The following is a 14,783-nucleotide window of genomic DNA, read 5'->3' as shown; positions in this document are numbered from 1 at the left end:
ACTACCAGCGTCGTTCAAATCGTCGACGTAAAAAAACAGCTGAAATATTCATAACAGCAAGAAAAACCATTAAGACAATAATAGCGCCCGATGTTTTCTCTACAAAAGCACGTTCTGCTTCACCTGCCCACATAAAAATTTGAACAGGCAAAGCGGTTGCTGGATCCATTGGTGTTGTAGGAATATTTGCAACAAATGCAACCATTCCTATTAGAAGGAGCGGTGCTGTTTCACCCAATGCTTGAGCTAAACCAATAATCGTTCCTGTTAAGATACCAGGTGCTGCTAAAGGAACAACGTGATGAAAAATCATTTGTGTTTTTGAAGCTCCTAACCCTAAAGCTGCTGCTCGAATAGACAATGGAACAGCTCGTAAGGCAGAACGTGTCGCAATGATAATTGTTGGTAACGTCATGAGTGTCAAAACAAGCCCACCCACAAAAGATGCTGAACGCGGCAATCCCAAATAATTAATAAAAACTGAAAGCCCTAAAAGACCAAAAACAATTGAAGGAACAGCAGAAAGATTATTGATGTTCACTTCTATAAAATCTGTAAACTTATTTTTACGGGCATATTCTTCAAGGTAAATAGCTGTTGCCATACCAATCGGCAGAGAAATCACCAAAACAATAACCATCATGTACAAAGAACCGATTATCGCAACACCTAATCCCGAAGTTTCAGGACGACTTGATGCGCCAAATGTAAAAAAACCAAAATTTATTGTTTTATAAAGTGTACCATCATCAATTAAACGATTCATCCATACGATCTGTTGATCAGAAACTTTGCGTTTTTTTTCTGCAACATGCAGATTGATATGCCCTTTATAAGCTGCATCAATATCTGCTCCTGCTAAAATTTTTACTTTTTGTATTGTACCAATAAGATTTGGATTCTTGATTACCATATCACGCAATTGCACACGGACACTTTTTGAAAACATGCGATTAACATCTCTCATCGATGCTCGATCATTCTGATCTACTCCAAGCTTTGCAGCCAAAGCATTACGGACAAGAAGTGGATAATTGGCAGTGATTAATACTTCTGGATCAATTGCACGTTGATTTCTTGGGTCAATTATTTGTTCATCCAAATAAACTGACAATGTCATTTCACTTTGAAAAAAAACTGTATACCCCTGACTGATAACAGAGCATAAAAGAACAGTCAAAAAAAACAAACCAATAAGAATTGCTCCCAAACCATAAAGACGAAAACGACGTTCTGCCCAATAGCGACGTTTCAGTCTAATATTATGAGAATTCAAAAGAGATGATTTTTTATTCATATTGTTCTCGATATTTACGGACTATATAAAGCGCAAAAACATTCATCAAAAACGTTAAAATAAAAAGTGTCATCCCTAAGGCAAATGCAACAAGAGTTTGTGGCGAATGAAACTCAAAATCACCTGTCAATTGATTAACAATTTTAACTGTCATAGTTGTCATTGCCTCAAAAGGATTAAAAGTTAAATGTGCTGCAACACCTGCTGCTAAAACCACGATCATTGTTTCTCCAATTGCACGTGATGCTGTCAACAAAAACGCTCCTACAATACCAGGAAGTGCTGCTGGTATAATCACCTTTTTAATTGTCTCAGACTGAGTAGCACCTAAAGCATAAGACCCTTCACGCAAAAAACGTGGAACAGCAATAATAATATCATCCGATAAAGATGACACAAAAGGAATCAACATAATTCCCATCACCAAACCCGCTGTTAAAACGCTTTGGGCCATAATAAAACCCACACCGCCAGAAAGAGAAATAGAAAGGTCATGCAAAAAAGGCCCCACAATTTTCAAAGCAAAAAAACCATAAACAATCGTTGGAATCCCAGCGAGGACCTCCAATAATGGTTTCACAATCGACCGTAATCGAGCAGAAGCATACTCAGCCATATAAACTGCAGAAAATAATCCTATAGGCACAGCAAAAAGCATTGCCACAAATGCAATATAAAACGTTCCAGCTAAAAGTGGAATTAAACCAAATTGTCCCACACCATCGCCCACATCATTCGCTGAAAAGCGAGGATCCCACACCGTTCCCAAAAAGAAATCTGAAAACGAGACAGATTGAAAAAAACTCATTGTTTGAAATAACAGTGAAATTGCAATGCCAACAGTTGTCAAAATCGCAATTGTAGAGGCACTAAATAATCCAAAAACAATCATACGTTCAACTTTATTGCGTGCACGTTGATCTGGAACACTGCGTATAATTCCAAATATAAAGCCACAACATGCAACTAAAAAAAATAAAATAGAACCAATAAATTTTAATTTCTCTGAAGAATCATACCATGATAATGCTATTCTGAATACCTTATCTGGCACATCTATAGGCAAAATAAATCCTTTAGCTAATAATTGTGTTTGCATATCCTTATAAGAAACAGCAGTCAAACTCCCTTCAAAATGATGCATAGATTCAACAAGCCTACGAATAATTTCTAAAATAAAATCATGATTAATAGATTCTGTAACCCCCAGCATATATTCGTCAACTTCTTGTGAAGCATTATATTCTAAGTAAATTGCACTCCCACTTTCCCAAAAAAGTAAAAAAATAAAAGCTGGAATAACAGTCATCAAGAATGTCCACCAGCCATAATAATGCACTCGCGAATGCATCTTATATCCTGCACGTTCAAAAAAAAGAGCGCGCGTATAAGAAAGACAAAAGCCAATAAAACTAAAAATTAACAATAAAAAAATAATAAGAGAAAAATGCATATGTATTTTTTCAATTTTAACAAAGTAATACAGACCAATTCTGCATTCGCTATTCAGAAAATTATTTCAAAGTCATGACTGCGCCGGAAGAAAACATAGCACGCTGTACTTTCCGTTCTTTTTCAGAAGCCGGAATCAAACCATATTCAGCTAACGGACCCTCTAAACCTATCACCTGATCAGAAAGAAATAAATTAATATATTCTTTCAAACCTGGAATAACCTCTAAATGAACTTTCTTAACATAAAAGAAAAGCGGACGTGAAATAGGATATTCACCACTAGAGATTGTTGCGATACTTGGTTCAACACCATTAATATGAACCGCCTTAAGCTTATCAGCATTATTTTCATAAAAAGATAAACCAAAAACAGCAATTCCTATTTTATTAGAAATCAAACGGGCAAATGTTTCAGAATAATCACCATCAATATCAATAACTTTACCATCCTTGCGCACAGAAACACAAGCCGTGTGAATTGCCTTATCACTCATCCCTAAAGCTTTCATCTCTTCAACAGCTCCGCTAGCTTTACAACCCGCAGCAAGCAATTGTTCTTCAAAAACTTCACGTGTACCATGTTTTTCACCAGGAATATATGCTGTTATTACCCAATCAGGAAAAGTAGAGTTAACCTCACTCCATTTAGAAACTGTATTGGACTGCAACTTTCCATTAACAACAACTTGAGCAGCAAGCGCCTTATAAATATCACCTAACTGGAGATTCCAATCAGGCTCATCAATATTCGTAGCAAATACAATACTATCATACCCGATAAGCATTTCCTCAACATCTGTTACACCGGCAGAAAAACAAGATTGCAATTCACTTGATTTTATTGGTCGTGATGCATTAACTATATCAATCGTTTTATCCCCAATCCCGCGACAAAACTCCTTAATCCCAGCGCCTGAACCTCCAGATTCAATAACTGGAATCTTAAAATGAGGGTACATTTCTCCAAATATATCAGCAACAATTTTTTCATAAGGTAAAACTGTAGATGAACCAGAAATTTGAATATAATTACGAGCGCTACTTCCATCAACCCAAAATATAGCAGAAAAAAACAACCATATTCTGATTGATAAATATTTTCTCATCCATCAGCTCCTTAAATTTCGTATCAAAGTTTATTATCAGTACCATTATGGTAAACTAAAGTTTACTTCATATCTGCAGCAGAACAAAAATAAAAAATGAGTTTATTACAAATCACACTGCCACTATCTATCCGAACAGATTTTATTTAAACGCTTTTTTTCAACAACATCCCAAAAAAGTGAAGCAATGTCCGTACCATCAAAGCGCTTAATTTCACGCAATCCTGTTGGAGATGTCACATTAATTTCTGTTATGTAATCTCCAATCACATCGATCCCTACAAGAATAAAACCACGTTCTTTCAAAGCTGGACCAATGCGCGCGCAGATTTCATAATCACGCTCTGTTAAGCCAATACTTTCTGCTCGCCCTCCAACATGCATATTAGAGCGAACATCTGTTTCCGCCGGAATACGATTAATCGCTCCCACCGGTGTACCATCGAGCAAAATAATTCGTTTATCTCCTTTTCGCACCATATCCAAGTAACGCTGAACAATAAAAGGTTCGCGATAATTTTGTGCAAATATCTCTAAAAGTGATGTCAAGTTACGATCATCCTGTTTCAAATAGAAAACACCAGCACCTCCATTCCCATAGAGTGGTTTAATGATAATATCACCAAATTTTGCTCTGAAATCTTTTATTTCTTCAATATCTTTTGTAATTAATGTTTCTGGCATTAAATCAGAAAATTCAGTAACAAAAATCTTTTCCGGACAATTGCGCACCCACACTGGATCATTCACAACAAGTGTCTTAGGATGAATGCGCTCTAAAAGATGCGTGGTGGTAATATAATTCATATCAAAAGGTGGATCTTGACGTAAAAGCACAACATCCATATCCGCGAGTTCTGTGCGAAAAGATTTCCCTAATTGATAATGATCTCCTTCCTGATCACGAACCGTTAAAGGCTCTATCCGCGCAATAACACAACCATCACGCATAGATAAACGATCTGGCGTGTAATGGAAAAGAACATGGCCACGTTCTTGTGCTGATAAAGCAAGAGCAAAAGTCGTATCTCCTTGAATTTTAACTGTTGAAATGTGATCCATCTGAAGCGCAATTTTCATAAATAAACCTTTTATCACTGATAAGCAGACTAGTTGTTGTGTCATAAATTTGTTAAATATTAAAATAATTATGACAAGAGAAAGTCTATGATACAAGAAACTAACAACAAATTAAGTAGTGAATAAATTGAACGTTATGCCCGTCATATTATTTTACCTGAAATTGGTGGAAGTGGACAACAAAAGCTCAAAGCAGCTCGCGTTCTTGTCATTGGCGCTGGGGGGCTTGGATCTCCTATTTTAACCTATCTTGCTGCAGCAGGTGTTGGAACACTTGGAATCGTTGATGACGACATCGTTTCACTTTCTAATTTACAACGTCAAGTTATTCATAGCACCAATACAATTAATCAATATAAAACCATCTGTGCCGAATCCACTATAAAAGCTATTAACCCTTATGTTACAGTTATCAAACATAATTTCCGCTTAGATAAAAGTAATATTGATACACTTCTTAATGCTTACCATATCATTATTGATGGGAGCGATAATTTTGCGACGCGCTATCTTCTTGCAGATCACGCTGCTCTCTGAAAAAACCTCTAATTATCGGTGCCATAGGACGATTTGATGGTTCATTGACAGTACTCATGCCTTATAAAGATAACAGCCCTCATTATCGTGACTTATTTCCTCATCCACCCGATGACGGTGTTATTCCGACATGCGCTGAAGTTGGAATTATTGGTGCTTTGCCTGGAGTTATTGGTACCCTTCAAGCAATGGAAACGATTAAACTTATTACAAATATTGGTGAACCTTTGGTAGGGAAAATCCTCCTCTATAATGGATTATCAGCACAATTTAGTATAATTTCTTACAAATGACCCGCTTCTAATGCAAATGCAGCAGCTATTAAAGTTTTAGTATAAGCATTTTGGGGACAAGAAAAAATACGACCCGCAGATCCATACTCAACTGTTTTTCCATTATGCATAACAAGCACTTCATGTGCTAGTGCTTTAATAATTTTCAAATCATGACTGATAAACAAATAAGCTAAATGATATTTGCGTTGCAAATGACGTAAAAGCTCAACAATTTGCGCTTGCGAACTCATATCAAGAGAAGAAGTTGGTTCATCAAACATAATAAAGCGTGGTTTGAGAATAATTGCACGTGCAAGAGCAATCCGCTGTCTTTGCCCTCCAGAAAATTCATGTGGATAACGATAACGCATAGAAGGGTCAAGATCCACCTCAGACAATGCTTCAATCACACGATCATCACGTTCAGAATAAGAAAGTTGTGGCTCATGGATTGATAATCCTTCAGAAATAATTTCACTGACAGACATCCGCGGAGAAAGAGAACCAAACGGATCTTGGAAAACAATTTGAATATGACGTCGCAAGGGACGCATCTGGCTAAAAGAAAAACGACTAATATCAACACCTTCAAAATAAAGCTGCCCTTTAGAAGAAAGCATCCGCGTCAATGCTAACCCCAATGTCGTCTTACCAGACCCAGATTCACCTACAATACCAAGAGTTTGGCCAGAACGAATTGTAATATCAATATCTTGAACAGCCTTTACATAATCAACGGTTCGCCGCAATAAACCTTTTTTAATAGGAAACCAAACACGAATTTTCTGTCCTTGTATTAAAACTGGCAAACTATCATCTGTTTCAAGCAGATGATCTTTAGGTTCTGCAGCTAATAATTGTTTTGTATAAGGGTGTCGCGGATTTTTAAAAATTTCGCTTGTTTCTCCCTCTTCAACAATTTTCCCATCCTTCATCACATAAACGCGATCTGCAATACGACGCACAACAGCCAAATTATGAGTAATAAAAAGCATTGACATCTTATGACTTTTTTTAAGTTGGACTAACAATTCAAGAATCTGCGCCTGTACAGTTACATCAAGCGCTGTTGTTGGTTCGTCTGCAATCAATAGCTGCGGATTATTCGCAAGCGCCATTGCAATCATTACCCGCTGTCTTTGTCCTCCAGACAATTGGTGAGGAAATGAATTCAAACGTTTTTGTGGCTCATGAATTCCAACTTGAATCAGTAAATCAATAATACGCTCACGTAGCGGTTTATCAGATAGATTTGCATGCATTTGTAAAACTTCACCTATCTGGCGCTCTACATTATGCAAAGGATTAAGAGCAGTCATTGGCTCTTGGAAAATCATAGCAATATCCTTGCCACGCACTTTCCGCAAATCTTCCTCTTTTTGCGTCATTAAATCTTTATTATTAAAGAAAATTTTACCCGATTGATAAAATGTTTTCACAAAAGGCAGTAATTGCAAAATAGATAATGCTGTGACTGATTTTCCTGATCCAGACTCTCCCACGAGAGCGACTATTTCACTTTTCCCAATATCGAAAGAAATATTTTTAACAACATATTTTTTTTCTTCTTCTTGGCAAAATGCAACCGAAAAATCGCGGACTGAAAGCAAGTGTGTCATCATAATGTCTTTCGTGGATCAAAAGCATCTCTTGCAGCTTCACCAATAAATGCCAACAAAGAGAGCATAACAGCAATAACAACAAAACCTGTCAGCCCAATCCAAGGAGCATTTAAATTGGACGTTGCTTGCCTCATCAATTCACCCAAAGAAGCATACCCAGGAGGAAGACCAAAACCCAAATAATCAAGAGACGTCAGCAATGAAATTCCTGATGTCAATAAAAAAGGCATATATGTCAAAGAAGCAACCATAGCATTTGGCAATAAATGACGTATCATAATCGTACGATCAGACACTCCCAAAGCACGCGCCGCAGTGATATAAGTAAAATTACGTGCACGTAGAAATTCCGCACGCACCACACCAACTAATGTAACCCATTGAAAAAGAAGCATAACTCCTAACAATACCCAAAAACCCTGTGCCAAAACCGATGCCATAATAATAACGATATAAAGTGAAGGCACAGAAGACCATATTTCAATCAAACGTTGAAAAATAAGATCAACCCAACCACCAAAATAACCTTGAATCGCACCTGCTGTAACACCAATAATTGTTGAAACAGCCGTAAGAAAAATGCTAAAAATGACCGATATTCGAAAACCATATAAAACTCGTGCAAAAATATCACGTGTCAAATCATCTGTTCCAAGCCAATTCCATCGACTGATTGTACATTCTGGATCATCACTTCCTTGTGCATAACCAACACACCGCTCTTCTTTGCTTTGAAGCCAAAAAGGAGGAGATAAAGCAAATGTTTTATTTCCTACGACCGTATTATAAGAATAGCGAACTAACGGCCATAATGCCCAACCATGCTGCGCGATTTCCTGTTGAATAAAAGGATCACGAAAATCTGCTCTAGCCAAATTCCCACCAAATTTTTCATCGGGATAATCGAAAAGAACAGGGAATAATATTTCTCCTTTGTAGACAGCAATAATTGGGCGATCATTGGCAATGAACTCTGCCGAAAAAGAACAAAAACATAAAAATAAGAAAAGCCATAATGACCACCATCCACGGCGATTTTGCTTAAAATTACGCCACCGGCGTCTATTCAATGGAGAAAGAAAAAAGCGTTTCTGAAATTTCAAATCATATAATCTGTCAGGCTTTTTTTTGTCCATCACACATCCTTTTTATCAAAATCAATACGTGGATCAACACACATATAAATAATATCAGAAATAAGGCTAACAATGAGACCAATGAGTGAAAAAATATAAAGAGAAGCAAAAACAACAGGGTAGTCACGATTAACAATCGATGTATAACTTAATAGCCCCAAACCATTTAACGAATAGAGCATTTCAATCAATAAAGATCCACTAAAAAATGAACCCATAAAAGCTGCTGGAAAACTTGCAATCACAATCAAAATGGCATTGCGAAAAACATGACCATAAAGAACTGAGCGCTCACTTAATCCTTTAGCGCGAGCAGTAACAACGTATTGTTGACGAATTTCTTCTAAAAAACAATTTTTAGTCAATAAAGTTATTGTTGCAAAAGAAGAAATTATCATCGCCGTCAAGGGTAAAACTAAATGATACAAATAATCTAATATCTTACCTCCAAACGATAGCTTATCAAAATTATCGGATGTTAAATGCCCTAGCGGAAACCAATCAAAAAAAGATCCTCCAGCAAAAAAAACCAGCAAAAAAATACCAAAAAGAAAATTTGGAATCGCATAACCAATAACAATGATCGCACTTGTCCATGCATCAAAAGCAGAACCTTCCTTAAGCGCTTTGCGAATTCCTAACGGAATAGAAATAGCATAAGAAATCAGCAACTGCCAAAAGCCAAGGGAAAGAGAAACAGGTAAAGCACTCTTAATAAGCTCAATAACCGAGCGCCCCTGAATAAAAGAATCTCCAAAATCAAAACGCAAATAATTACCAAGCATCGCCAAATAGCGCTCCAGAGGAGGCTTATCAAAGCCGAATTGCCGCTCAAGTTTGGCAATAAATTCGGGATCGAGTCCTTGTGCACCACGATATTTAGAAACTCCAGAAAAAGATGATTCTGTTTGAGTCCCCTCAACCACAACATCAGAAGAAAGCCCCAAATCACCTCCTCCCGCTACTCGCCCTATTGAATCTCCCCCTGTCCCTTGTAATTGAGCAATAATATTTTCAATAGGTCCACCAGGCGTAAATTGAACAATTATAAAAGTTACAGTCAAAATACCAATAAGCGTTGGTATAATCAGTAAAAGACGCCGCAAAATATAAGTTACCATTTTGGGTTCTCACTTTATATTACATCAAATTTAGCTCCAAATGATGCATCGATAACAATAAATCTATGAAACAAAAATTACAAAAAAAACAACTCTATATTTTTCATAAAGTCAGCATTTCTAGCATCAACTATTCCTGCTCACCACTTTCATTATCAAATGGCAAAGCAACAGGATTATCAGATAAACCACGCAAATATAGCAAAAGATCGGCACGATCTTGATCATGCTTAATTCCACGAAATGTCATGATTGTTCCCGGAATTGCCTCACGCGGTGATCGGAGATAATCATCTAAAGTAGAAAAATCCCATATCTTATCAGAATTTGCGCGTAGCGCTCGCGAATAAACAAAATCTTCTACAGACGCAATGGGACGATTAACAATCTCCCACAAGGTCGGACCGACACGACGAAATTGATCAGGCCTAGAAGCATGACACCCAACGCAATGTCTAAAAACTTTGCGCCCATTTTCAACATCACCCCGTTGGAGACGCTCATTTAAAGATAAAGACGCTTGAGACATTTGTGGTGTTTCTTTATCTATATCACTTTGTGTAACATCACGAGAATCTTGAAGCCCTGCAGACTTCTCATAAAACATATCCTTAATATTGAAAAGGCCTATAAAAATAACCAATCCCAACACACAAATACAGGCTAGATAGATATATTTCGATCGTTTCATCAGAACTCAAACGCTTATATTTTCATGACAAATTGCAATCAATTTAATTTAAACTTTTTTTTTATAATGCACAATCCCATAAAAACATAATGACATATGGAACTGTATCATGACCCTTAAACCTCTTATTCTTATTCCTGCTCGTATGGGTTCAACTCGTCTTCCAGGAAAAGCTCTTGCTGAAATTGCTGGAAAACCGATGGTCGTCCATGTTGCTGAACGAGCACAAAAATCCGGATTAGGACGTGTTATCGTTGCAACCGATCATAATAAAATAGCTAAAATCGTTACAGATTACGGACACGAATGCGTCATGACATGCTCTCATCATCAATCAGGATCTGATCGCATTTATGAAGCTTTAACTCATATTGATCCCGAACAAAATTATAATGTCATTTTGAATGTGCAAGGTGATTTGCCCACAATAACTCCCAATGAAATTATCAGTACATTACGACCTTTAGAAAACAGTTTAACTGATATTGCAACTTTAGGCGCAAAAATTGTTAGCGAACGTGAAAAAACAGATCCCAATGTTGTTAAAATTATTGGCACACCTTTGACAAAAAATCGCATCCGTGCCCTTTATTTTACACGAGCAACAGCACCTTATGGAGATGGCCCTCTTTACCATCATATCGGATTATATGCTTATCGACGCAAAGCGCTCGAACAATTTGTTTCATGCGAACCATCTAGTCTCGAAAAACGTGAAAAACTTGAACAATTACGTGCATTAGAACACAGTATGCGCATCGATGTAGAAATTATTGATACAATCCCTTTGGGGATCGATACGCAACATGACCTTGATGAAGTCCGCAAAATTTTAACATAAAAATAATTGCACAAAGCAGCAATTTTGTTGCCAATAAAATAAAGTGATTAAGATTTTGTACAAACTGTCTTTATGAGATTGAAAGCGTTTATATAAAACAAAACTTGTCTTAATACCAATATACACCAAATTAAAAAAATGACGAATTCTTTTTATGTTTTGTGTTTCTTGGCTTGATTTTTCATTTTAAATCAACGATCATAGAATTGGGAGGTTGGTGATGGACGAACGGCTCGCCAACCGGGTCAGGTCTGGAAAGAAGCAGCCCTAACGAGTGACAGTACGGGTCATTATGCCAACCTCCTATCTGTTAGAAGATATTATTTCTATAATCTTTCAGGATATCATTTTTTTAATTTCTAACGTTGTTTCTCCTTTTTCTATAATAATCTTCTCCAAACCATAAAAAAGGTTTATAGTTTTCGATAAATGATATCACTTCATTAAAAAATAAATTGATTGAGAAAAAATTCTTTTATATTTAAAAGAGTAATTGATCTTATCCTTCAAATTATTGAAATAAACGTAGAAGAGCTTCGAAATTAAAATCCGTGAAAAAACCATGCCTGAAGAGATAGCTTATCGCGTTCTTGCCCGTAAATATCGCCCTCAAAATTTCTCGGATCTTATTGGTCAAGAAGCAATGGTGCGCACACTCACAAATGCTTTTGAAGCAAAGCGTATCGCGCAAGCTTGGATGTTAACAGGAATTCGTGGAGTAGGAAAAACGACTACAGCTCGTATTTTAGCGCGTGCTCTTAATTATAAAACAAAAGATATTGATCATCCTACAACAGCATTAGAAACATTTGGTGAGCACTGTGCACAAATTATTGAAGGACGGCATATTGATATCATAGAAATGGACGCTGCTTCTCATACTGGCATTGATGACATTCGTGAAATCATTGAACAAACACATTATCGCCCTGTTTCTGCGCGCTATAAAGTTTATATCATCGACGAAATTCACATGCTATCGACACAAGCATTTAATGGTCTTTTGAAAACACTTGAAGAACCACCACCTCATGTGAAGTTTATTTTTGCAACAACAGAAATACGCAAAGTTCCCATTACAATTCTTTCACGCTGTCAACGTTTTGATTTAAAACGTATTGAATCGGCTGTTTTAATAGATCATTTACGTAAAATCGCTCAAAATGAAAAAGTTGAAGTAGAAAATCAAGCTTTATCCATTATTGCTCGCGCTGCAGAAGGATCTGTACGTGATGCGCTTTCTATTTTTGATCAAGCTATTGCACATAGTAATGGAAAAATCAGCACCATTGCATTGCGCGCAATGCTAGGGCTAGCTGATCAAGCACGTATTATTGATCTCTTTGAATTTATCATGAAAGGAGATATTGTAAATGCACTGCAGGAACTTCGCAGCCAATACAATGCAGGCGCTGATCCTCACATTATCTTGACAGAATTAGCTGATTTTAATCATCTCGTAACACGTTTGCGTTTAACTCAAGAAATAGAAGAAGATTTGTCTTTAACAGAAGATGAACGTTTACGTAGTTTAGAATTTTCAAGAAAACTTTCTATTCGCGTTCTTTCTCGCAGTTGGCAAATGTTGCTCAAAGGCTTACAAGAAGTCAATCAAGCTGCACGCCCTATTCAAGCCGCTGAAATGTTGTTAATTCGTCTTACTCATACTGCTGATCTACCAACGCTTGATGAAATTTTAAAAAATATCGAAAAAGAAAAAATATCTTCTACAATCGCTCAAAATCACTCTCCTCAAACCATAACAAATATAAATAGTACAGAAACAAATGAAGCAACCCAGGATCATTTCTCTGCACAAAATTTGCTTTCCACGTCACACCAGCAAAATCTTAAAATACCTCTAGACAATCAATCTGACTCTTCTGCACAATTAGAAAAATCCGTAAAAACTGAAACTTCTGAAAATAAAAACTCACCTGATGTTAAAGCGACTCATCCTGATGAGCTTTTTGAAGAAACGAATAATTCACCGGACTCTTCTCTTCAATCTACAACAGAAAAAAAAAACTTAATCATAAATTCTTTGCATGATATTATCGATCTTGCTGAGAAGCATCGTGACACACATTTCAAATTGCTTATTAAAGAATTTGTTCATCCTGTTTCTTTCGAACCAGAAAATATCATTTTGAGACTTAATGAACGTGCACCACGCTCACTGGCACAAGATATAAAAAAAACGCTCCATCAATGGACTGGAAAATATTGGGCTATAACTTTTGTCAGTCAAGGAGGCGGTCCTACCTTACAGGAAGAAAGTGAAGCAGCTCGAAAAGCTCTTGTTTCTGATGTGCAAGCAGATCCTGATGTTGCAAAAATTCTTAACCACTTTCCAGGAGCTACAGTCGTTGATATTCGACTCAATAAAGAACAAAACGTGCTTGATTTATCATCAGACACCTCTTAAAGGTGAGAATACAATGATTCACTTTGCCTATAAAAGGAGGTTAAATTTATGAATGATATGATGGATATGATGAAAAAAGCCAAAGAAGTGCAAGAAAAAATGCAGCAACTTCAAAGAGATCTCGTACATTTAGAAATAACAGGAACATCAGGTGGTGGACTTGTGAATGTCATATTAAATGGCCAAGGAGATATGAAAGGAATTAAAATTGATCCTTCCTTAATAAAACCCGAAGAAGTTGAAATTCTTGAAGATCTTATTATAGCCGCTCATAATGAAGCTAAAGTAAAAATTAAAGCAGCTGTAGAAGAAAAAACGCAAAGCATAAGAGCAGAATTACCAATTCCTCCAGGTATTAAACTGCCATTTGAGTAAACTTATTTTAATTTAAACTTTTATTGAAACGGAAATATGTCTAAACATATTACAGGTTCTGAAATTGAACGTCTCATTCAACTTTTAGCACGAGTGCCAGGTCTTGGTCCACGTTCGGCGCGTCGTGCTGCACTTCATCTTATCAAAAAAAAAGAAACGCTTCTGGAACCTTTAGGAGCAGCAATGCAAGAAGCCATAAAAAAAGTTTGCATTTGCACTATTTGCGGAAATATTGATACAATTGATCCTTGTTCAATTTGTACAGATCCTCGTAGAGATGACACGACAATTATTGTTGTTGAAGATATTTCTGACCTCTGGGCTCTTGAGCGTGCAAAAACTTTATCAGCACGTTATCACGTATTGGGTGGGCGGTTATCGCCATTAGATGGAATTGGTCCTGATGAACTTAATATTAATTCCCTCATAAGTCGTGTGATTAATGGATCTGTTACAGAGATTATTTTAGCTGTTAACGCTACTGTTGAAGGACAAACAACAGCTCATTATATCACCGATAAACTCTCTGATTTTTCAGTTAAAATTACTCGTCTTGCTCATGGCGTTCCTGTAGGCGGTGAATTAGATTATCTTGATGATGGAACTTTAGCAGCAGCCCTACAAGCAAGGACTAATCTTTAAGTTATTCCAAGAAGAAAATCAGTCTCACATTGGTATGCACTACTGAAACAAAGCACATTAACATACTTGCATCAATAACCATTATCATTCTTCTAAATCGTATTTCTTGTTTCGTTTACAGTCGTTTCCGAGTGTAAATTTATCATGCCAACATATAATGAAACACTTCTAATTGAT

The 14,783-nt window shown here is 36.7% G+C and carries 12 protein-coding genes, 1 other RNA gene and 1 pseudogene; 6 read left to right on the top strand and 8 right to left on the bottom strand.

Going from position 1 to position 14,783, the window contains the following annotated elements:
* Position 1: 1 nt before the first annotated feature.
* The 4 genes from pstA to gshB all read right to left on the bottom strand — a co-directional run bounded on the left by pstA (position 2) and on the right by gshB (position 4,938).
* On the bottom strand, positions 2-1,297 hold the full coding sequence (pstA, locus tag NPY00_RS01220; RefSeq protein WP_269020205.1) for a phosphate ABC transporter permease PstA: 1,296 nt from the start codon (positions 1,295-1,297) through the stop codon (positions 2-4).
* Complete coding sequence (gene pstC / locus NPY00_RS01215; protein WP_269020204.1) at positions 1,290-2,750, bottom strand: phosphate ABC transporter permease subunit PstC; 1,461 nt, start codon at positions 2,748-2,750, stop codon at positions 1,290-1,292. Before pstC ends, pstA begins: the two co-directional genes overlap by 8 nt.
* Positions 2,751-2,811: 61 nt before the next feature.
* Positions 2,812-3,858 carry a PstS family phosphate ABC transporter substrate-binding protein gene (locus tag NPY00_RS01210; RefSeq protein WP_269020203.1) on the bottom strand — a complete coding sequence of 349 codons (1,047 nt, stop codon included), beginning with the start codon at positions 3,856-3,858 and terminating at the stop codon, positions 2,812-2,814.
* A gap of 123 nt (positions 3,859-3,981) precedes the next feature.
* A complete protein-coding gene (gshB, locus tag NPY00_RS01205; protein ID WP_269020202.1) occupies positions 3,982-4,938 on the bottom strand; it encodes a glutathione synthase in 957 nt (318 codons plus the stop codon).
* Between the two features lie 126 nt (positions 4,939-5,064).
* Between gshB and NPY00_RS01200 the strand changes: the two are divergent.
* A pseudogene (locus NPY00_RS01200) lies at positions 5,065-5,768 on the top strand (molybdopterin-synthase adenylyltransferase MoeB).
* On the opposite strand, the gene NPY00_RS01195 reads toward NPY00_RS01200, so the two are convergent.
* The 4 genes from NPY00_RS01195 to NPY00_RS01180 all read right to left on the bottom strand — a co-directional run bounded on the left by NPY00_RS01195 (position 5,759) and on the right by NPY00_RS01180 (position 10,320).
* A complete protein-coding gene (locus NPY00_RS01195; RefSeq protein ID WP_269020252.1) occupies positions 5,759-7,369 on the bottom strand; it encodes an ABC transporter ATP-binding protein in 1,611 nt (536 codons plus the stop codon). The pseudogene NPY00_RS01200 and the gene NPY00_RS01195 overlap by 10 nt on opposite strands.
* Complete coding sequence (locus tag NPY00_RS01190; RefSeq protein WP_269020201.1) at positions 7,369-8,508, bottom strand: ABC transporter permease; 1,140 nt, start codon at positions 8,506-8,508, stop codon at positions 7,369-7,371. Before NPY00_RS01190 ends, NPY00_RS01195 begins: the two co-directional genes overlap by 1 nt.
* Entirely contained in the window at positions 8,508-9,629 is a 1,122-nt protein-coding gene (locus tag NPY00_RS01185) for a microcin C ABC transporter permease YejB (RefSeq protein ID WP_269020200.1), read from the bottom strand. Before NPY00_RS01185 ends, NPY00_RS01190 begins: the two co-directional genes overlap by 1 nt.
* 130 nt (positions 9,630-9,759) lie before the next feature.
* Complete coding sequence (locus tag NPY00_RS01180; protein WP_269020199.1) at positions 9,760-10,320, bottom strand: c-type cytochrome; 561 nt, start codon at positions 10,318-10,320, stop codon at positions 9,760-9,762.
* 109 nt (positions 10,321-10,429) lie between these two features.
* Here NPY00_RS01180 and NPY00_RS01175 point away from each other — a divergent pair, with 109 nt between their 5' ends.
* The 5 genes from NPY00_RS01175 to recR all read left to right on the top strand — a co-directional run bounded on the left by NPY00_RS01175 (position 10,430) and on the right by recR (position 14,606).
* Positions 10,430-11,161 (top strand): 3-deoxy-manno-octulosonate cytidylyltransferase, encoded by a 732-nt coding sequence (locus NPY00_RS01175; RefSeq protein WP_269020198.1) that lies wholly within the window; start codon positions 10,430-10,432, stop codon positions 11,159-11,161.
* Between the two features lie 209 nt (positions 11,162-11,370).
* Positions 11,371-11,468: signal recognition particle sRNA small type (gene ffs, locus NPY00_RS01170), an RNA gene on the top strand.
* Positions 11,469-11,723: 255 nt separating this feature from the next.
* Complete coding sequence (locus tag NPY00_RS01165; RefSeq protein WP_269020197.1) at positions 11,724-13,589, top strand: DNA polymerase III subunit gamma/tau; 1,866 nt, start codon at positions 11,724-11,726, stop codon at positions 13,587-13,589.
* Between the two features lie 48 nt (positions 13,590-13,637).
* On the top strand, positions 13,638-13,964 hold the full coding sequence (locus tag NPY00_RS01160; RefSeq protein WP_269020196.1) for a YbaB/EbfC family nucleoid-associated protein: 327 nt from the start codon (positions 13,638-13,640) through the stop codon (positions 13,962-13,964).
* Positions 13,965-14,000: 36 nt separating this feature from the next.
* The gene (gene recR, locus NPY00_RS01155) at positions 14,001-14,606 is read left to right on the top strand and encodes a recombination mediator RecR (RefSeq protein WP_269020195.1); all 606 of its coding nucleotides are present in this window, start codon (positions 14,001-14,003) and stop codon (positions 14,604-14,606) included.
* Positions 14,607-14,783 lie beyond the last annotated feature (177 nt).

The organism is Bartonella sp. F02 (assembly GCF_026929975.1).
Taxonomy (GTDB): Bacteria; Pseudomonadota; Alphaproteobacteria; order Rhizobiales; family Rhizobiaceae; genus Bartonella.
This window is presented reverse-complemented; position numbering and strand designations above follow the sequence as displayed.